Raw genomic sequence first — 20988 nt, forward strand, 5'->3', positions numbered from 1 at the left:
CTGTCTTTGAACTCTAGATCCGGAACATCAGCTCGTTGTAGATTGTCTTAACGAAAAGATAAGTTTGCTGAAACAGCGTGTAGAAGAGCATCGCCAGGAACACGACAATCGCCATCGCAGCGAACGTCAGCAGGACGGATGTCAGCGTGCGTTTGAAACCGTAATCGTGAATGGCCAGGAAGCCGACCAGCATGAGCACGCCGCTCCAAATTAGAGAGACCGCGGTCATGTAGGGCAAGAAAACGCCTTCCTCCAGCACGAGCACATTGCTCAGCAACGTCGTCAAAATCAGGGCTGCCACGTACGGAGTCAACGCGTAGGCGCTGATGATCGCGATTTCCTTCGCCTTGCCTTCGCCGTCCATCCACGTCGCCACCGCCCAATTGCAGGAGACCCACAAGCCGTACAGAACGATCGTTTTCGCTGCGATCAGCAGCACGTTCAAGTCGTTCAATTCATGGGGGTTGAAAATAAAGCCCGTGTTCTGCCGACTTGCGATACTGGCGAAGAAGAATATCGTCACGATGACGCCCGCGAACAAGAGCGAGCCTTTGCCTTCCTCTTTGACCGCATAGAAGCTGTCGAATGGATGGAGCAGCGCCTTCAGCGGATTCAGCTTGCGGCGGAACAGCAGCGGATTGCGCGCCGTCTTCTTCTTCGTTGCGGTTCCTTTCGCGTACCGGTACGCTTTGCGTCCGTAATAGCCGAGCAGCGGGCAGCCTAACAACGACATGATGAGCGGCAAATGCTCGCGAACCGTCTGAATCCGAATTTTCCCGTAGGAGTCCGAATAGCCGCCGCGGTCGGCGCCGAGCCGGTAATACGGCAGCGCTTCTTCGTATTTTCCTTCGTTCTCGAGCGCTTTGGCGATGCCAGCGTACGCCTCGCGATTGTTCATGTCTCGCCTGGACGCTTGATGCCATATTTCGGCCGCCTCCGCGTAGCGTCCTTCGGCGTACAGCAGCGTAGCCCGATGAACGAGGCTGCCGTATTCCGTCGGGACGAATCGCGTGATATTGCGTTTGGCCGCGTCCAGCACAAGTACTGCATTGCCTTGGTACGCGACGGCCGTCGGCTGCAGGAATGTTCCCCGCTGGTTGCCAAGCGAGCCGAACACCGCAACCGGGTTGCCTTCCGAGTCGTATTCGAACACGCGCCCTCTCGTCCGATCGAGTCCCGCGATAAAGCCGTCCGGGTGTACCGCGACGTCTACGAAGGACGTATCTTGCCTGACGCCCTTCCTCTGCGAGAATTCGCGGTCTCCAAAGTCGTTGCCGGTGTCGGCGTTGACCAGAACGTTGTTGCCGAGCGGATTCAGCTTCTTGATCTCCTCGCGCGAATTTTTCGAGATGATCGTCGTCGTATAGACGAAGCCGTCGGCGCCGATATCGAGATTCGAGTACTCAATCGGCAGAAGCTTGGCCATCGCTTCGCGCTGCGACTTCGTTAAAATGCGCTTCCAGAACGTCTCGAGCACGACATAGGGGGTCACTTCCACCTTATTGCTGCCATAGTACCCCATGAATTCGCCCTTCGGATCGAATTGCATCAAGCCGAAGAACAGTCCTTCCGATAACACGTAGATTCGGCCTGCCTTATCCGCCGCGACCTTGACCGGCTTGAAGACGAAATCGCCGGCGATAAGCGGGTGGATCGGCTTCTCAAGGACAAGGTCGGCTTGGAGCCGGCCGTTCGCCCGCAGGATGCGGCCTTCGTCGGCGATATAGAGCGTCCCCTGAGCCGAGACGTATACGCCCGTCGGCCGCTTCAACGGCAACGGCTGGCCGTTCAAGCTCAGATGATCGATCGATTGCGTCAGCCGGAACTCGGAGTCCAGCACAACGATCCGCGCATTGCCCGTGTCGGCAACGTAGACGTTGCCGGCATGGTCAACGAACAGGTCTTGCGGCTCGCTGAAATGCTGTCCGCCGACTTCGGCCCCGGTATACGTCCGCTCCGGCAAGTAACCGGCGGGCGAAGCTTGCGAATGCCCCCATTCGTCGTAGCTGTAAGCGTGATACGGCGCCTCCGCCCGGGCGGCGCCGGGAACGGCTGCGGCCATGGCGCCGACGGCGAGGACGAATGCCATGGCGAGTCGTGCGAATAGGTTGTTCATGGGCTTCCTCCGTCACTTGATGCCGGCGAAAGTCATCGTCTCGACGACTTTGCGCTGGATCAGAATAAACAACGCGATCGGAGGCAGCATGAGGATAACCGATGCCGCCGAGCCTGCGCCCGCTCTCAGGATCGGGTCGCCCTTCGGCACGATCTGTTCGAGCGCCGCGCGGAGCGTCTTCAAGGATTCGGAGAAGATGAGATCCGTTTGCGTGAAGTTCCACATCTGCGTGAATTGGAACAGTATGACCGTCATGATCGCCGGTGTCGCGTTCGGGATAATGATCCGGAACAGAATCCGGGTTTCGTTCGCGCCGTCGATACGGGCCGCTTCCAGAATCGGGTCGGGCAGCTGCTCGATGAATTGCTTCATGAGGAACAGTCCCAGCGATACGCCGATGCCCGGAAAGATGAGCGCGCCGTACGTGTTCAGCAGCTTCGTTTCGCTCATGATGACGAACAGCGGCATAAACGTCACCGCGGGCACGAACATAAGGCCCAGGACGATCGCGGAGAAAACGACGTTCTTGCCCGGGAACCGGTGCTTTGCCAGCGGATAGGCCGCCATCGTCGCGAACAGCGCGTGCAGCAGGGTGCCCGCCGTCGCGACGAACAGCGTGTTAAACATGTAACGGGACAACGGTACCCATATCGTCGACGCCAATTGGTACAGCTCGCTGTAGTTGTCGAGCGTCGGCCTTGCGACGGTGAATTTGGGCGGAAACTGATAAAGCTCGTCGACCGGCTTGATCGAGTTAATGAACGTATAAATCAAAGGCAGCGCCGATAGCAACGCCAATGCGCCGACAAGCGCATACATCGCGAGGTTCCCAGAGAAGGAGCGCCGCGCTTTGGCGCCGGCTTTGCTTGTCTTGATCATCCACATGCCGCATGCCTCCTTCCGTTACGAACCGACCTTATGAAGCAGCTTCGTCGTCAGCCTGCTGGAGAACACCATCATCAGGAACAGGAAGACCGAGATGGCTGACGTATAGCCCAATTCATAGCGTATGTTCAAGTAGTCTCTCAGATGGGTAACGATGGTCTCGGCCGCGTAATCCGTGCTCGGGAAGCCGGCCAGCTCGATCGAAACGTCGGCGATGCTGAAAGAAGCGACGATCTGCATAACGGCGCCAAACACGAGCTGCGGAACCATCGACGGCAGCGTAATGTACCACAATTCCTGGAATCGGTTTTTGATCCCGTCCATGACGCCGGCTTCGTAGAGGCTCTTGTCTATCGTTTGCAGCCCCGCCACGAAGGCAAGGAAGCTGATGCCCAAGCTCAGCCACAGCTGAATCAGAATGAGCACGCCCATCATGTACTTCGGATCGAGCAGCCAGGCGACCGGCTGATCGATGAAACCGAGGTTGATCAGGAACGAGTTCACGTAACCGTATTCGTCCGGACTGAAAACCTGGAACCACATCGGATAGATCGACGGCGCCGCGATTGCCGGGATATAGAAGATCGTCGTCAGAATCGACCGGATCGTCCGCGGCATGTCGTTGATCATCCATGCGACGATGAAGCTGAGCACATAGCCGATCGGTCCGGTAATGAAGGCGAAGATCAGCGTGTTCTTCACCGCGATGATGAAGACATCGTCGTCGAGGAACATCCGGACGTAATTGTGCCAGCCGATAAATCGCGGCGGTTCGACCATGCTGAAGTACGTAAATCCGAGCGCGATGCAGATGATGACCGGAGCAATCGTGAACGCGAGAAAGAAGATCATGTATGGCGTCAGCAGCAGGTAGCTCTCTTTATGCTCTTTAAGCGCGCGGATCATGGTTCCACCCCGAATTCATAGCGCTTCCGTTTGATTTCTTCGTTGATTTGCTTGTTCCACTTGTTCAGGCTTTCACGCGGGCTCCTCCACTGGAACACGACGCCCCGGAACGCGTTGTCCAAGCTTCGGGTCGTATAGTAGCTGCCCGGCAGTTCGGGCACCTCCTGAACTTCCTTCCACTGCTCCAGCAGCATCCGCTGCTCGTCGACACTCCACCGGCTCCGTTTGAACGCTTCGACGTTTGCGGGCGTCTTGCGGCCGATTTCGCCGGTCTCGTTCTCGAGCTCCTGCGCGTACTGACTCTGAACCTCCGGAGAATTCCACCATTGCATGAACTGCCACGCGGCATCTTTGTCCTTCGCGGAGTTCAGCATGATGGCCGACGTACCGGTCGCCGCGGAGGCGCGGTTGATCGTGCCGTCCGGCTGCGGAACCCCCGGAATTTGCGCCATTCGCCAGCTTCCGGCGATTTCCGGCGCCGCGACAGACAGCAGGCTGTACAACCTGTAAGTCGCGATCACGATCGGCATTTGGCCCGTCCTGAAACGATAGTAATCGCTTTTGTAAAGCGGGTAGTCGTACAGCTTGTAGAAATTCGTCCACGCAGCGAAAGCGTCCGCAGCCGTTGGCTCGTCTAGCCGAGTGGCGTCTCGCGCGTCGTTGTACAGACTGATTCCCCGCTGCATAAGCAGCGTCGGGAACAGGTTCAGCGTACCGATGCCTCGGTCTTTCAATTGGGACGCGTCGAGATTCTCGTAGGGAAGCCCGATCTGCAGGTTGCTGTTCTGCAGAACCGGCGCGATATCCATCAGATCGTCCCACGTCTGCGGCGGCTTCAGTCCCAGATCGTCGAGAATGTCTTCCCGATAATACATCATGAAAAATTCCTGTTCGTCCGGCACCGCGTACGTATGGCCATCGTACTCGTAAGGTTCGAACGCGGAAGGCATATACTGCCCCTTCAGCCCGTCGAAGCTTTCGCGCGTATCGAGCGGGCTTAACGCCCCGCGGATCGCGAGATCCATCGCTTCCCCGCGCCTCGTGAACAGGTTGATGTCCGGCCCCTTGCCGGCCATGACGGCGACCACGAGGGCGTTGCGGACAAGATTGACCTCCACGTTGATGCCCGTCGACGGCGTGAACTGTTCGTCGATCAACCGTTTCACTACGTACGCTTGGTCGCGCCCGCTTCCGATCCACACCTCGACTGACCGCCCGCCTGCTTCCGTCGATTCCGTGCCCAGGCTGTCATAGTCCTCGAAGAAGGAACCGACGAACGCCCGGATTTCATGCGCGGCTTTGGCGACGAGCGAAGCGTCGTCCGCAGGCAGCTTGACGCTCGCACCGGCGACGTACAGTTTGTCCAACTCCAGCGGCTGATATCTGGCGTCGATGATCCAGTCCGCGAGCGCCGTTACATTATTGATATAATTACCGAGCTGCTTGGGGATCGAATCCGGATCGGCGGCGAATCCGTCAAGCTGCCCGGACAACCGGGAGAGCGCGCGCGACCCTTCGTTCTGTCGGCCCGTCATGGCCACGAGCCGGTCGGACTCGTCCTTCAGCCGATCGCGAAGCGTTTTCAGCGATGCGACGAGATCCGGCATGCTCTTGTCGAGCTCGTAATCCCGGTAAGAATCCGGCTTGACGCCCGTAATCATAATGATCTTCCGGTACCGCTCGTTCAGTTGGTATACCGTCTCCTGAACCTCTTGCAGGAACGGTCCCATCGCGCCGAGCGTAACCTCCATTTTCAGTTCGTGCGTCCCCTTGGTCAGGTATACCGCGTATGGCTCGCCCGTCTCTTCGCCCAACTCCTTCACTTTCCAGCCTGAAGCGTTGTCGAACCGAACCTCGTCTAACTCCTGGAAGGGCACCTGGCCGTCGATATACATTTTCCGCGCCGAGAACGCGCCCTTCAGCTTGTTTTGCCGGTAACGCATGCCGATCTTATACGCGCCGTCCTCCGGAACCTCGAACTTCCACGAGATCCATTGACCGGAAACGTTCCAGTTCGAGGCCCCGATCGTGTTGATCCGGATTTTAGTTGGATGGTACGGCGTTGTGATCGGACTGGAGCGATCCACCGTCGGGTACAAGCCCGACTCGGATTTTAAATACGCGCGCTCGGCTTCGATGACGATCGCTTCCGAATCGGCTGCTCCGGCGGTCGCTTGCGGATCAAGGGTTGCGCGATACTCCGCGTACGTTCTCCCGGCTTCCTGCTTCGTCAGAAGAAGGTAATCGAGCAGCGCCGACTCTCTAAGGTTCTCCAGCCGGATGCGATGCTCGCCCTTCGCAAGCTTCAGCTGCAGGCTGGAACCGACAAGCGCGTCCGCGCTGCCGATGCGGGACTCAAGCCATACGCGCGCTTCTTCCTGCCTGGAGCGCAGCTCGTTCCCGTTAATGCGCGCGAGATCCGCCTGCGCGTCCCTCCATATGCGGTTCAGGCGGAAGATCGTGTCCTTCTCCGCGACCGGCGAACCGTCGGCGAAAAGCCGGAATTCGATGTCCTGGCCGGTTCCGTCGAGCGGATAATAGCCGACCGAGAGCGAGTATGATGCGTCCTCCGAAACGACAACCTTCCACTCCACGGTCTGCCCTTCGTCCCATCGAAGCACCCGCTGCCGTCCTTGAGCCTCCGCCAGCAGCTGCGGCTCCGCCCCGTCGACCGCCGCGATCTGCGCGGCCGGCGATACGATGCCCGCTAGCGGCGCCGACGCGTTCTCTGCTTCATAGCGCTTCGCCTCGGCGTTCGGCGCTTCGCTGAAAGTGAGCGCAACAGCCGCCGATGTTGCGACAATCAAGACGAACAAGAGCGCCGATGTCCATAGCCATATCGCTTTCTTCTTCATAGGCAACCCCCGTGCAGCGTCATAACCTCTCTGAACTCTGTTATATCCATTCCGGCGGCCGATTGATTTCATTTTCATTGGCGTCCGCCTTGCAACATGATCTGCGCGATAAACTCACTCGACGAACACGTTCAGAGAATGGCTCGCGTTGCCGTCTTTGCTTACCGCCTTCAGCGTCGCTTGACCGGCTTTCAAGCCTTTGACCGCCGCAATGCCGTCTTCGCCCGCCGCGATTTCGGCAACCGACGGATCGGTGGATTCCCATACGATATCCTGACTGGCCGCGAACGGAAGGACGGCGGCCGACAGCCGTCCCGTCTCTCCGGCTTTAACGCGAAGAATGCTCGGGCTAAGCGCGATCCGAAGCGGCTTGTCGCTATTCGGATCTTCGTCGCGCCACACGGTCCGCATCGGGTAGTAGACGGCATCGCGCAGCTTGGTCTCTCCTTCCGAGAACAACGCGACGCCCGCGCTCGTCGGTTCCGGGAAGACGATCGCAGTCAAGACGACTTCGCCGTCGTTCGCGAACACCTCTACCGTTGTGTCGTCCACGTAGACGCGCAGCTTCACGGCGCCATCCTTCGGCTTCACCGGCGCGGACATGCGCTCGGCGAAGTTCGCTTCGAAGTCGCTGACGCCGGATTTCGTACGGTCCAGCACGAGCTCTCCCGTCTGCGGCTCATAGCGAATGGCCGTTTGCTGACCGTCTTGGCCTACGCGCACAAGCGCTCCGAAAGGCTTGTCGTCAATAACGTCAAACGTAGCATCGAGCTCATAGGAGATGCCCTGGACGTCCGCAAGCGGATTGTTTCCTTCCGTCAGCTTGGCCTTGCCAATCTTCACCGGTTTGCCGCGAAGCGAGTCCAACTCCTCGATCGGCTCCTGCACGAGGCGGACGCCCTCGCCTTCGATGTCCCGAAGCTTCAGAACGCGAGGGATCGACATGTTGCCCTTCCACGCGCCCGTCGGCATAGCGAACGGATAGCGCCAGTTGGACATCCATCCGAGCCAGATGCGTCTGCTGTCCTCCGCCGGTATGTCCGAATAGGAGACCGCGGCGTAGAAATCTTTGCCGAAGTCGGACCATAGTGTCACGGCCGGCTTGTTGTCGTTCTTGAACGTCTTCCCGTCGAACGTTCCGATGAAGTATTGCGCCCTCGATCCCTTCGTCGCCGCGTTATTCCCGATGCTGAGCGTCAGCACCCATTTCTTCTCGCCGGTTCCTTCGACCGGAAGCTCGAACAAATCCGGGCATTCCCATACCGCGGCATGGGAGCCGTGCCCGAGGCCAAATTCGCCGCTGTGCTCCCAGTGCTTCAAGTCCGGCGACCGATAGAACCATACTTTTTGGTCGACTGAGACGACCATGACCCATGATTGCGACGGCTCGTGCCAAAGTACTTTCGGATCGCGGAAGTCCTTGACGTTCGGATTCGGGATGACCGGATTGCCTTCGTACTTGACCCAGGTGCGGCCCTTGTCGGTGCTGTACGCGATACTCTGCGACTGCAAGCCGTGTTTGAAATGGGTAAAAATCGCCACCAATCCCGGCTTGCCGCCGAAAAATCCGCTCGTGTCCTTCCAATCTGCGACCGCGCTTCCCGACCAGATGTCGCCAAGCTCGTCTCTTGCGATCGCGAGCGGCAGATGCTCCCAATGGATGAGATCCTTGCTGACCGCATGGCCCCACTGGCCGGAATGCTGATAGAATTGGTGATATTCGCCTTCGAAAAAGACCATGCCGTTCGGATCGCTCATGTTGCCCGTCTCCGGAGAAAGATGGTATTGCGGCCGGAATTTCTCGGTGTAATAGGCAGGGTCGGCATTGAAAGTGTAATCGGTCGGCATCTTCTTCTCCTCCTCGCCCCTTTGGGCGCAACCGCTTAACGCGCTGATCGCCCCCGCCGCAATCGCAACGAGCAATGATGCAGCGATAACCCTATGCTTTGTTTTCACTTGTCGAAGCTTCAAGAGCGCTCCCCCGTTATCCCTATTTCGTTCTGAACCGATTGTAACGGGACGGTCCGCGCAAAGATTTCAATATGCTTGGATGTTCGTTTTCAATATTTCTGCGAAAAGCAAAAAAGACAGCCGCTCGGCTGTCTCTTGTCTCGATTTTACGCTTCATCCCCGCCGCCCGCATGCTGCTCTCGATACTCCTTCGGGCTGACGCCGAAACGCTTTTTGAAGGACGTGCTGAAATAGCTCGAGCTGGAATAACCGACGAGCGTCGCAATGTCCGTCAGCTTAAGCTCGTTCTCCCTGAGCAGCCGTTCCGCATGGTTCAACCGCAAATGCGTGACGTAATCGCTGAAGGTCATGCCCGCGCTCTGCTTGAAAAGTCCGGACAAGTACGTCTCGTTCAAGTGAAACATCTCCGCAAGCGACGACAGCGTAAGCTCGTAGCCGTAATTTTCGTCGACGTATTGGCGAATGGCATCGGCAAGCTGCATTCCGCTGGAGCTGCGCGTCTTGCGAACCTCGTTCATAACGAGCTCGGCCAAGCGATGCAGCCGGTTCATCACTTGCTCCCGCGAGTGATAGTCTCGTACGGCCATTTGAGCGTCCCACAGCACCTGGTGCAGCGCGGACTCGCCGGGTTCGAATTTTTTGGCGACCGAGACGAACATCAGAATGATCCGGAACGCCAGGAAGGTGAATGCGAACGCGGGAGTATCCTGGTCCGTGCGGAATAAGTCCTGCAGTTGCCGGGCGAAAGCCTTCATATCCGAGTTCTCGATCGTATGGACGAGCTTGCGCTCGATTTCCGGCGTGAACGCTTGCGCCAGATCCATCGTATTCCGCTCGCTGCCAGCGCCGTGCACCGTGCTCCTGCTCCACGCCAGCATGCTGGAGGCGTACCCGTTCTTCAGCTCGTTCAATCCGCGGATCGTTTCTCCGATGCCGGTTACGCAATCGAGCCGCAGTACCCGCTTCGCTGAACGAACAAGCTCTTCGGCGAAACGATCCGCCCCTTCCGGCGAGACGACCAGGAAGAACATCAAATGCGGGTGGCTCGCGTCCGCGAACGTGAAGATTCGATCCGAGAGACCGGAGAGCTCGCGTGCCAGCATCTGAAACGCGAGCACGAGCAAATCCTTGCGCTCGCTCCACGTATTCAGCCTGTTGGCCGGAATGCGCATCTCCGCCGTAATGATCCGCGCGTGCATCGGAACCTCGGTTAAAGCGATTAATTGCAACTGCTGCAGCCTTTCGCGGACGGTCGACTCCGAGACCCACTCGCTCTTCACGAGCCTAAGCAATTGCTGCTCCTGCGCGAGTTGAAGCTGCTCCCGGCGACTGACCTGCTCCCTCTGCGCCTCCAGCTTGCGAGCGCCTTCTTCCTCGAGCTCCGCGGCGATCCTGGCGACGAGCCCGGTCAGCTCGCCGCGTCCGATCGGCTTCAACAAATAATCGACGGCGCCGAATCGGATGGCGGATTTCATGTATTCGAAATCCGAGTAGCCCGACAAGACGACCACCCGGATACCCGCATAGCGTTCGCGGCACGCTTGCATGAACGCAACGCCGTCCATCTGAGGCATGCGGATATCGCAAAAGATCAGATCGGGCAGCGGATTCGACTCCAACATACGCAGCGCCTCTTCGCCGTTGGACGCCTCCAGCGCCATGCAGAACCCCGCGCCTGCCCAGTCGATCTTCGCCTTGATGCTGTTCCGTACGCCGACTTCGTCATCGATGAGCATGATCGTGTACATGCCGGGTTCTCCTCCTCGCATCAGGATCTTTGAGCGGTGTTCAAAGTCATTGCTTGCCGCGGGAAGTCCAGCACGATCGCCGTCCCCGCATTCGGATCCGATGTAATGTCCAGCTTGAAGTTTTCCCCGTATGCCAGTCGGCAACGCGCGAGCACGTTGCGAAGTCCGATGCTGTAGCCTCCGCTGTCCAGTATATGGACGGAATCGCTCGCCCGAACTTCCTTCAGCAAGTCGCCGACGAGCGTATCCGTCATGCCGGTTCCGTTATCTTGCACCGCAAATCGCATCCGATCCTCGGTCACCGTCATCCGGATGGAGACGACCGCCTGCCCATCCTTCTCCAAGCTATATTTCACCGCGTTCTCAAGCAGAGGCTGCAAAATAAATTTCGGAATGCGTTCTTCCATGGCGTCCGCGCTCTCTTCCATTCGGACGTCCAGCTTATCTCCGTACCGGAGCTTGAGAATGAACGCGTAATCCCGAATATACTTCATTTCCTCATGTACCGAAACGAGGTCGCTGTTCAGGTTCAGCGAATACCGCATCATTCTTCCGAGCGACTCCGTCGCATCCATGACGAGGTCCTCCCGCTTCATCGCCGCGAGTCCGCTAATGATCTCCAGCGTATTATTGTAGAAGTGCGGATTGATTTGCAACAGCAGCGCCTTGTACTCCGCGTTTTTGCGGCGCATGTTCGTCTCGAACTCGGTCTCGATCAAGTAACGCAGACGAGCGTTCATTCGCTCGAACACGCGGGTGACGTACCCGACCTCGCTTCTCCCTCCCGAGGTTTGCGGCAATATTCGCGCCGCCGCTTGGCCGAATTCGCCGCGCTCGACATGCTTCATCGCCCGCGCCATCGCGCTAAGCGGCTTCGTGATGCCGGAAGAAATCCAGAACGCGGCCGCGATGACGCTCATCAACAAGATGACGCTGACGCCGAGCAGCAGCCGTCTGATCCCGGTAATCTGCTCATACAGCTCCGCTTGCGGCACCTCTCCGATAATGACCCAATCCTGCGCGGACAATTTGCTGTAGAACAGCAAATACCTCGTTCCATCGTGCACGATGGGAATAACGCCTTCCGACTCGTTCGCAGGCTCCGCTTCGAGGCGCTCCATCGCGGCCGAGAGCACTTCCCGATTTTCGCCGAGCGGCTGGTTTAACACGCTCTTTCCGTCCCGCCGGAGCAGGAACGCTTTGCCCGTTTTGCCGAATTGGATTTTCTCGATCGATTCTTTCAACACATCCGTAGGGTAGTTGATCTTGACGAAACCGACTTCCTTGAGCGACTGCAAGTGAACCATCGGCAGCAAAAAGCTGTTGACGTCCCGCGAGGTCATGATCAGATCGGCCTGATCGCGGTCGAAATGTGCGTTCGTCCATCGTGTGCCGCTCAACTTGAATTGCTTGTACCAATCGCTGCTCACGTAGCTGTTGTCTTGCGTCCAAAGTCCGCCGGCATCGTCGGTGAACGCGCTGATCGTAATGCCGTTTGAATTGTTGACCGCATACGACGAGAAAAACTCCCGGACTCTCTGCTTTGCCAGCACCCGTTCGGCTTGCGTCGTTTCGGAGTTGATCAGCGAAGCCGTCCAATCCTGCGTCGTCCGGTTGCTCATGATCTGCGTGCCGATATCCTCGACTTGCCGGAGCAGCGTCTGAGCGTGGGAGGAGAACTGGTCGATCGTCTGCATCGTCGACCGCTCGATCGAGAGTTGCAGCAGCCTGCCGGATTCGTGGCTGAGCAGAAAGATCGCCGCCGTAAACGGCACGATCAACAATATCGAAAAAACGAGCGTCAGTCGGCTGCGCAAGGAATAGAGCATCGTTCACTCACCTATCGGGTCCGGGACAGCATTTGCGCGTAATCCCGGTCTATTTTGACGACCGCATTTGCGATGGATCCATCCAGATCTTGTTGGCCGATCACGACGTCCTCGAATAATTGGTGGATCGCCTCGGACATTTGCGGGAAGATCGGCGTCACGGGGCGCGGCCTCCCGAACTTCTGGTTCTGCACGACGAAGATGCTCATCGGATATTGGTTCAGCTTGGGAAATTCCTTGGCCGCGGAATACCGGGCAGGAATGTCCTTCGTGATGGAGCAGTAGAGAACCTGCCCCTCGCGGCCCGTTATCCAATTCACAAATTCCCACGCAGCGTCCGCATGGCGGGTTTTCGAGGATATGCCAAGCGCCCAGCTTCCGTTTGCGACCGCCTGCACGGCCTGCTTCGGGAGCGGAGCGATTCCGTAGTCTTCGCCCAGCTTGAAATCGGGGAATTTCTCGGCGAAGTACGCCAGTGTCCAAGAGCCTTCGATCGTCATGCCGAGATGCCCGGTCGGGAACGGATCCGGAGGATACTCGAGCGCGGACACTTTATAGGTATTGTAGAGAGCCGAGTAAAATCGGATTGCCTCCTTCGTCTCGAAGGAATCGAGGTACCCCTTGGCGGTAGAGCCGTCCGGACTCATCAATTCCCCTCCGAACTGCCAAATGATCGGATACTTGAAGTACGCCGTCGCCCCCGCGTTCTGAAACCCCTGGGCCGGATCGATGCCGTAAATCTCCTTGTCGGTATCGTTCAGTTGAATAGCTGCGTCCAACACTTGGTCCCAAGTCCACGGCTGATCGGGGTCTCCGGGCGGAAACGGAACTCCCTTGGCCTCGAACATTCTCTTATTGTAAAACAATGCAATGGATGATTCGTTCAAAGGGGCCATATACACTTCGTCTTGAAAGGTATAGGTCGCGAGCGTGGAAGGCGGAATGTCGTCCATATGGCCGTCTCTTCTAAAATACTGCGTTAACGGCAGCAAGGCGCCAGCATATGCGAAGGAGGCAACCGACGAAGCGTCCAGCGCCATGATGTCCGGCGCATTGCCGGAAGCGACGGACGTTCTCAGCTTCGTTTCGTAATCCGAGTAAGGAATCAGCTTCATCTCGACTGCGACTGAAGGGTTGCGCTCCATGAACGTCGTCACGAGTTGTTCGTAAGCTTTGTTCTCCGCTTCGTTGCCGGCGTTTCTCCAAAACGTCAGCGTCACGCGATCGGCCGAAGCGCCGTTCGAGGGCAGCGCCTCAGTCGGGCCCGGATCGCCGGCTCCTTTTTCGACGCAAGCGGTTACAATCAAAAAGACAAGAATCGTCAGCATGGATCTTGTCGCTTTGCGTATCGTCGACATTTTATTGCAGCACCTCTTCGTGAGTGAAAGCTGGAATGAGTGTAGGTATTATATCATTAACCGGCGCATTGAACTTTAAAATTGTTCAGGCATTCATTTTAAACTTTATCGGTTTTGTACTAAAACATTCCCCTAACACTTTGTAACGAGAACGTAATGTTCCTTTCATCTTCCCTTCATGTTCGCAGGTTAATATAAACACATGACCCCCCTTTGAAATATAAAACTTGAGGCTAGCGGCCCGTTGCCGCTAGCCTCCTTTTTTTTATCCGCGCTTAAACTCCGCCAGAGAAGCCGCCGCGGCCCCGCAGCCCCAATCGAAAATCGTGAACTCCCCGAGTCCGTCGACAGGCGTGCCGTCGTGATGGTTGAAGTTTTCCATATGGAACCCGTAGTCGCGCTCGTCGAAATGCGGATGAACCCGCTCGTAGATCGCTTTCACCCCGGCGTTCTCGGGACAGTACATCATATAGAACGAAGCTCTCAGCGCCCATTCGGCGCGAGCCCTGTAGCTCTCGTTGCCGGTCAGCCGGTAATAGTCCAAATACGTCAACGCGAACAGGCTTTGCCGCGCGTCGTTCCATTCGTCGTCGCTGGTCATGACGCCGAACCCGCCGACCGTCGGCACGGGGAAGAACGGCGCCTGCCAAATTTGCTGGTACAGCGAAGCCTCTGCCAACGCCTGCTCCCCGAGATCGAGCCACTCGGCATCTCCGCTTAAAGTGTAGGCTTCCTTCATCGCCTCTGCCGTCCAATAGATGCCGAAACTGCACTGGTTGTACAAGCCGCTCCGAGCATCCTTCTCTCCAAATTGCTTGCACTCCCATTGCTTCGAACAGGACCAGTACGTCTCGAAATCTTCCCAGCGCCCCTCCGGCATGATGCTCTCCGCGACAAAGCCGGCTGCGCGAAGAGCGGAGGCGGCATATCTCTTGTCCGGCCGCAGCCGGTTCAGCAATCCGAGCAGCATGACGTGCGCGGAAGTCTCGGGGCTTTCGGTCAGAAACGGAGACGTGCCCGAGCCGTCCGCGCGAACCCAGGCGGGAAATCCCCCGTCATCCCTTTGCAGCTTCAGAAGCCGTTCCGCGTAGCGGATGACGAAAGGCAATATCCGTTCGTCCGCGCGAATGTCCCGATACCACTTGAGCAGCCACCAGCACGTCCACGAGGCGTCGAGCAGATGGGCATGCTCCTCGTGCCCGGCGGGACGGCGCGGCCCGGACATGTACCAGCGGCCGGTTTCCCAGCGGCCGTCCTCTCCCGCCTGGTAATAGCCGGGAAACAAGCCGTCCGTCTGAGGAGCCGATAGCGCGAAGTTAAGCGCGAGCTCGGCTTTCTCCATCCAGTCCGCGCGCCCCTGCTCCTTGCCTCGGAGCGCGTAGCCGTATGCCGACCTCAGGCTGCAAAACCAAGCTTGGTTCCATAGACTCTTCGGCTCGCGCCACTCCTCTTCATATCCGAGTCCGGGCTTCTGTCGGGCTCGGACGATGAAGACGACGCCTCCGACCTCGGTGCCGTCCGGCATTCGGAACTGCTGCCAAGCGACGTCCCTCCACCGGTCCAATGCCCAGCCATAGGCGTAATCCGCATAAGGCTCCAGCGAACGCAGCAGCTCGTCGTTCCCCGATACCGGCATGTTCCCACACCCGAACCTCTGCCACAGAAAACGCTCGACCGCACGCAAGTCCCGCTTCCGCTGTCCGGCCGTTTTCTCCCATTCGACCAAGCAGAACCGGAAGCGGAGGGGCTCGGACCGCTCGATCTCGCGCGGCTTCAGCTCGTGGTAGACGTGCCCCGTCTCCTCGTATTCGCACAGCCCGTACGTCAACCGCCGATCCTGCACGGTATAGTCCATTACATGCGGCACGTCCCGCCCTCCCTCGATCGACGCCAGATCGGGAACGAGCGCCGCCATTATACGCTCGTCCTCGAACACGATGGCCGGGGAGCGAAACGCCTTATCCCCGACGACCATGCCTTCGAGCGGCGACAGATGCGGCTTCCAGACGCACTCCAGGCTGGATTCGTTGACGAGATACACCTGCGCTCCGGAGAACTTCAGCGTCCCGTCTCCGCCCGCCGGCGGCAGGACCGTCACCTGTATCGCGGCCGCTCTCCGCCCGATCGAAGCTTCCCCATCCCCTTTTTCCCAAGCCAGCTCGACTTCGATCTCCGCTCCGCCGGCGTCGGCCGCCCAGAACGCGCCTCTCCGCTCGTGTCGCGCAACGCTCGGCGCAATCTCGCGCCATCGTCCGCCCTCGTGCCAGAGAAGCCCGATTTTCTCGCCCAACCACAACGGCAGCATCGCCTTCACCCTTTCACTCCGGACATCGTAATGCCTTGCACGTAATATTTTTGCAGGAACAGGAACAAGATCAAGATCGGCACGGAGCTGATCGACGTCGCCGCCAAAATTTTGCCCCACGAGATGTTGCGCAGCGATTGGAACGAGGAAATCGCGACCTGGATCACCTGCTTCTTCTCTTCGTTAATGACGACCAGCGGCCAGAGGAACGAATCCCATTGGTTCAGGAACGTCATAAGTCCCAGCGTAATCAGCGCCGGAACGGCCGTCGGCAATACGATTTTGACGAAAATCCGGGTCCACCCGGAGCCGTCGATTCGGGCCGCTTCGAGAATGTCCCGCGGAACGTCCGAGAAAAACTGGATCAGCATGAAGATGCCGAACACCCATACGATCTGAGGCACGATGAGCGCCGCGTACGAATTGATCCAGCCGAAATCGCGCATCAGCAAATATTGCGGAACCATAATGACCTCGTAAGGAATGACGAGAGAAGACAGGAAGATCGTCAGCAGCAGCTTCTTGAACGGAAATCTCAGCTTCGCGAAGGCGAATGCCGACAGCGCGTTCACGATCAGTCCCAGCGTCGTGACGACGACGGCGACCAGCAGCGTATTCAGCATGTACCGTCCGAACGGCTTGCTCGGGTCCAGGAAAATGTCGCGGTAATTTTGCAGCGTCCATTTGACCGGGAGGAACAGCTCGGGGCTCAGCGTCGCGTATTTGAAAATTTCCTCGTGAGTGCGGAAGGAGCTCATGACCATCCAGTAAATCGGAAATACGGAGACGAGCGCGATCGCGGCCATCGCCGTCAGCCTCAGGAAGACGAACGCGGTATTTTTCATACGGGCAACCTCCTTGCTAATCGAATTGCGGCGTCAATACTCGACGTCCGTGCGGAACAGCCGCAGCTGCACGATGGAGACGATCAGGACGAGAAAGAAGAACAGGAACGCGGCCGCGGCGGCGTAGCCCATGTTCATCTGCTTAAACGCCGTCTCGTAGATGAAGTGCACGACCGTGCTCGTCGATCCCGCCGGACCTCCGCTTGTCGTAATGTAGATCGGGATGAAAATTTTCAGCGCGTCCATCGTCGTGATGATGACCACGAACGCCATCGTTCTTTTCAGGAGGGGCAGCGTGATTCGGAAAAATCTTTGCGCCGCGCCGGCGCCGTCCACGTGCGCCGCCTCGTACAGCGATTCAGGAATGTTGTTGAGCCCTGCCAGGAAAATGACCATGACGAAACCCATCGCCCGCCAGATGCAGAGCGCGATAATGCCCAGCATCGAGATGTCCGGATTGGACAGGAAGTCGAGCGCCGGCAGTCCGATTCCTTTTAGGATGACGTTGAGCATGCCGTAATCTTTGTTGTAGATGAGACGGAACACCGTGGACGCGATCGCGAAGGAGACGACGACGGGCAGAAAATAGACGGTGCGGAAGAAGCCGACTCCCCGGAATTTCTTCTGCACGAGCAGCGCGAGCCCCAGAGAGATCGCCGTCTGCACCGGCAGCACGATTATGGTGAAATAAAACGAATGCCACAGGCTCGCGCCGAACGCTTCGTCCTGCAGCAGCTTGCCGTAATTGGCGAAGCCCGCGAACGACGCTTGCGCGGAAATCAGATTAAAGTTCTGGAAGCTGATCAGCAGCGCGCGGAACATCGGATAAAATATGAACACGGCCAGCAGAACGAACGCGGGCGCGATAAAGAGCAGCGCGGCGCGGGATTCCTGCTTGTCGAACGCGACGTATGCCGACTTTCTCAACTTCGGTCCCTCCTTCATGTTGCGTTTCTAACCGTTTGACGGAACGGCAAAGGGGAGTAAGGATGTTGGCTACCCTACTCCCCCTGCCGCCTTCGTTATAAAATTGGAGTTGCGCCGGAGCGCTCCGAGGCACTTTTTTGGCCTCGGCGCTCTCGCCACCGGTCCTGCCGGGACTATTGCTTATGCATCGCCAAGCCGTCCTCGATTTTCTTGACCGCCTTGGCCAGCGCCTCGTCGACGCCTCCGTTGCCGAGACCGACGTCCTCGAACAGCAGGCGGATCGCCTCGCTGATCGCCGGGTAAGCCGGGGTGACCGGACGCGGATGGCCGTATTTCGACAGCTGCTCGGCATAGATGTTCATCGGATACTCCTTCAGCTCTGCGAACGCGTCGAACGTCGATTGGCGCGCCGGGAGGTTTTTCGTCTCCTGGTACCATACCTTGGCCCCTTCGACTCCCGTCACCCAGTTCACGAACGCCCATGCCTCGTCCGGATGCTCGGACTTGGACGTGATCGCCATGCCCCAGCTTCCCGTCGTGCCGATCATGCGCTGGTCCTTCCACAGCGGAGCGACATCGTAGTCCTCTCCCAGCTTGAAGTCCGGGAAGTTCTGCTCCTGGTAGGAGAAGGCGAACGGACCGTCGACATGGATCGCGACCTTGCCGGTCCAGAAGGCGTCCTGCGGCAGCTCCTTCGGCGACACCTTCTCCTCGTTAAACAGCGACTTCCAGAACGTCATCGCTTTCTTCGCCTCGGGAGAATCCAGATAGCCCTTCGATGTCGAGCCGTCGGGACTCAGGATTTCCGCGCCGGCCTGCCAGAGGAACGCCATCTCGGAATACGGAGCGCCCTCGTGCCCCGCGAAGCCCCAAGGCGTCGGGTTCCAGCCGTAGACGCCCTTCGCCGGGTCGTTCAGCTTGCGGGCGGCGTCCAGCACTTGGTCCCACGTCCACGCCTCGTCGACGTTTTTGGAAGGGAGCGGAATGCCCTTCTCCTCGAACATCTTCTTGTTGTAAAACATGACGATCGTGCCTTCGTTGTTCGGCGCCGCGTACATCTTGCCGTCGAAGGTCAGCCCTTCGATGACCGGCTTCAGCAAGTCGTCCTTATCGCCGTCCTTGACGAAATAATCCTCAAGCGGGATAATCGCGCCCGAATTGGCGTAGGAGGCCAGCGTCGGCGCGTCCAGCGCCATAATGTCAGGCGGATTGCCGCCGGCCAGAGCCGTACGGATCTTCGTCTCGTACTGATCGTTCGGAATCATCTGGAAATCGATTTTGATGTTCGGATGCGCCTCCTCGAACGAAGCGATCAGCTTGTCGAAAGCGGCCGCTTCCGGAGCATAGTCGTGCCGCCAGAACGTAAGCGTGACCGTCTCGCCTTCCGGAACGTTCGATGCCGCACCCGAACCCGCGGGAGCGCTCGGAGAACCCGAGGAACCCGAATTCGATTTCGAGGAACAAGCGGCCAGCCCGAATGCCAGCGTGACGGATAGAAGCAGGAGCGTACTCTTTCTCATTGGACCCTCACCCTTCGGTTAATTGTGCTGCATCTACAGGCTAGCATCCGGCGGGGCTGCGCGGAATTCGTCCGCTTCGGATGTTGGCGTATAAAATCATCGGTCCGCGGGGGAGGCCATATGCTGGCGGTATTCGTTAGGACTGACGCCGTAATGCTTCTTGAATACGCTGCTCAAGTAACTCGCGTTGGCGAACCCGACCAGCTCCGCGATGTCCGCCAGACGCATGTGCGGGTCGCCGAGCAGCTCGGCCGCCTTGCCGAGGCGCGCCTGAGTCACGTAATCGCTGAACGTCGAGCCGGTCGTGTTATTGAACAGCTCCGACAAGTAGGTCGGGTTGAGATGAAACCGGTCGGCCAGCTGCGTCAGGGCGATCTCGTTCATGTACGAGCGATCGATATAATCGCGCACCGCTTCGACCGCCGACGCGCCGCCTGTCGTTCTCGAAGCTCGAACGCCTTCGATGACCCGCGCGGCGATTCCGTTCAAGTAAGGGATCGCTTCCGCGCCCGAGCCGTGCCGCCAAGCCGCATCCGGCAGCAGCCATTCCTGAGTCTCGGGAATAACGAGACGGTGGCGGCGGGCGACCTGGTCTACGAGCAGCACGGCGCGCAGAACGAAGAACGCGACGTCTCGAATCGGACGACCGCCCGTCGCGATTACCGCTTCGACCGTGCCCGCGAAAGCTTCGAGATCGGCGTTGTCCATCGCCGAGACGAGTTTCTTCTCCGTTTCGGGAAGCCAGTCCCCGGGATCTTCGCCCCCTTCGTCGGCAGTGACGATCTGAGAGACGGCTCCCGGACGGCTCCCGCTCCAGGCCAGCAGCGCGGACAGAAACCCTTGGCGCAGCCCGGTCGTTTGCCGGAACGGCTCGCCTACCCCGATGACCGCTTCGACTTGCAGGTACCGGTTCACGTTGGCCTGAAGCAGCTTGCCCAGCGCTTCCGCGCGGCGACCGGCTTCCTCCTCGTTCGGAGAGGAGACGATGACGTGCATCATCTGCGAGTAGCCGCGATGACAGAACGCGAACGCCGAATCGGACCAGTCGAACGCCTCCAGCGTCTCCCGGCAGAGCATGCGGAAGGCGAGACGGAATAAGCCGCTCCCTTCGGCCTGCTCGCCGAGCCGGCCCTCGGGCAGACGATATTCCGCGCTGACGATCTGCAGGACGGCTCCGTCGTGCAGCCAGCCGTTCATCGCAAGCCGCTTCGTCTCGTTCTTCAGCGCGGGGACGCGGCTCTCGTCGTCGTTGCCGATCCACTCCAACAGCAATTGCTCCCGCAGCACCGAGCGGCTCTCCGACAGCGCGAGCCGGGTCGAATTCTCGGAAGCGAGCGCCGCCCGCTCCGACTCCATCTCCTCGCGCAGCTTGACGAGCAGCGCCGTCAGCTCGCTTCGTACGACGGGCTTGAGCAAATAATCCTTGGCCCCGCTCTGGAGCGCCGCCTTGACGAAATGGAAATCGTCGTACCCCGACAGCACGACCGCCTTCGTCCGCGGATAGTTTTCCGCGCACTGCTTCAGCAGCTCCAGCCCGCTCATGACCGGCATGCGAATGTCGGTCAGAATCAAGTCGTAACGTTCCGCTTGCAGCAGCGCCAGCGCCTCGCGCCCGTCCTGCGCTTCTCCCGCTACGGCATAGCCGAGCGCCGGCCAATCGATCTTCAGCTTCAGCCCGGTGCGAATTTCCAGTTCGTCGTCGACCAGCAATACGCGATACATC

General features: G+C 58.7%; 13 protein-coding genes. All 13 read right to left on the bottom strand.

The window, feature by feature from the left end; translation table 11 throughout:
• Positions 1 to 13: 13 nt before the first annotated feature.
• On the bottom strand, positions 14 to 2116 hold the full coding sequence (locus ACESLM_RS04565; protein ID WP_372630193.1) for a YIP1 family protein: 2103 nt from the start codon (positions 2114 to 2116) through the stop codon (positions 14 to 16).
• Positions 2117 to 2128: 12 nt separating this feature from the next.
• Entirely contained in the window at positions 2129 to 3001 is an 873-nt protein-coding gene (locus ACESLM_RS04570; protein WP_372630194.1) for a carbohydrate ABC transporter permease, read from the bottom strand.
• Between the two features lie 18 nt (positions 3002 to 3019).
• Positions 3020 to 3907, bottom strand: coding sequence for a carbohydrate ABC transporter permease (locus ACESLM_RS04575; RefSeq protein ID WP_372630195.1), 888 nt, complete (start codon positions 3905 to 3907; stop codon positions 3020 to 3022).
• Positions 3904 to 6762 (bottom strand): extracellular solute-binding protein, encoded by a 2859-nt coding sequence (locus ACESLM_RS04580; RefSeq protein ID WP_372630196.1) that lies wholly within the window; start codon positions 6760 to 6762, stop codon positions 3904 to 3906. The genes ACESLM_RS04575 and ACESLM_RS04580 overlap by 4 nt, the downstream gene beginning before the upstream one ends.
• Before the next feature lie 114 nt (positions 6763 to 6876).
• Positions 6877 to 8610, bottom strand: coding sequence for a GH32 C-terminal domain-containing protein (locus ACESLM_RS04585; RefSeq protein WP_372630197.1), 1734 nt, complete (start codon positions 8608 to 8610; stop codon positions 6877 to 6879).
• Positions 8611 to 8879: 269 nt separating this feature from the next.
• Entirely contained in the window at positions 8880 to 10481 is a 1602-nt protein-coding gene (locus tag ACESLM_RS04590; protein WP_372630198.1) for a response regulator transcription factor, read from the bottom strand.
• 20 nt (positions 10482 to 10501) lie between these two features.
• Complete coding sequence (locus ACESLM_RS04595) at positions 10502 to 12310, bottom strand: cache domain-containing sensor histidine kinase (RefSeq protein WP_372630199.1); 1809 nt, start codon at positions 12308 to 12310, stop codon at positions 10502 to 10504.
• Between the two features lie 11 nt (positions 12311 to 12321).
• Positions 12322 to 13668, bottom strand: coding sequence for an ABC transporter substrate-binding protein (locus tag ACESLM_RS04600; protein ID WP_372630200.1), 1347 nt, complete (start codon positions 13666 to 13668; stop codon positions 12322 to 12324).
• Positions 13669 to 13933: 265 nt separating this feature from the next.
• Complete coding sequence (locus tag ACESLM_RS04605) at positions 13934 to 15973, bottom strand: hypothetical protein (RefSeq protein ID WP_372630201.1); 2040 nt, start codon at positions 15971 to 15973, stop codon at positions 13934 to 13936.
• A 5-nt stretch (positions 15974 to 15978) separates the two neighbouring features.
• The gene (locus tag ACESLM_RS04610) at positions 15979 to 16818 is read right to left on the bottom strand and encodes a carbohydrate ABC transporter permease (protein ID WP_372630202.1); all 840 of its coding nucleotides are present in this window, start codon (positions 16816 to 16818) and stop codon (positions 15979 to 15981) included.
• A gap of 33 nt (positions 16819 to 16851) precedes the next feature.
• The gene (locus tag ACESLM_RS04615) at positions 16852 to 17745 is read right to left on the bottom strand and encodes a carbohydrate ABC transporter permease (RefSeq protein ID WP_372630203.1); all 894 of its coding nucleotides are present in this window, start codon (positions 17743 to 17745) and stop codon (positions 16852 to 16854) included.
• A 173-nt stretch (positions 17746 to 17918) separates the two neighbouring features.
• Positions 17919 to 19265 (bottom strand): ABC transporter substrate-binding protein, encoded by a 1347-nt coding sequence (locus tag ACESLM_RS04620; protein ID WP_372630204.1) that lies wholly within the window; start codon positions 19263 to 19265, stop codon positions 17919 to 17921.
• A 96-nt stretch (positions 19266 to 19361) separates the two neighbouring features.
• Positions 19362 to 20987 carry a response regulator gene (locus tag ACESLM_RS04625; RefSeq protein WP_372630205.1) on the bottom strand — a complete coding sequence of 542 codons (1626 nt, stop codon included), beginning with the start codon at positions 20985 to 20987 and terminating at the stop codon, positions 19362 to 19364.
• Between the last annotated feature and the right edge of the window lies 1 nt (position 20988).

Source organism: Cohnella sp., assembly GCF_041641335.1.
In the GTDB taxonomy this organism is placed as follows: Bacteria; Bacillota; Bacilli; order Paenibacillales; family Paenibacillaceae; genus Cohnella.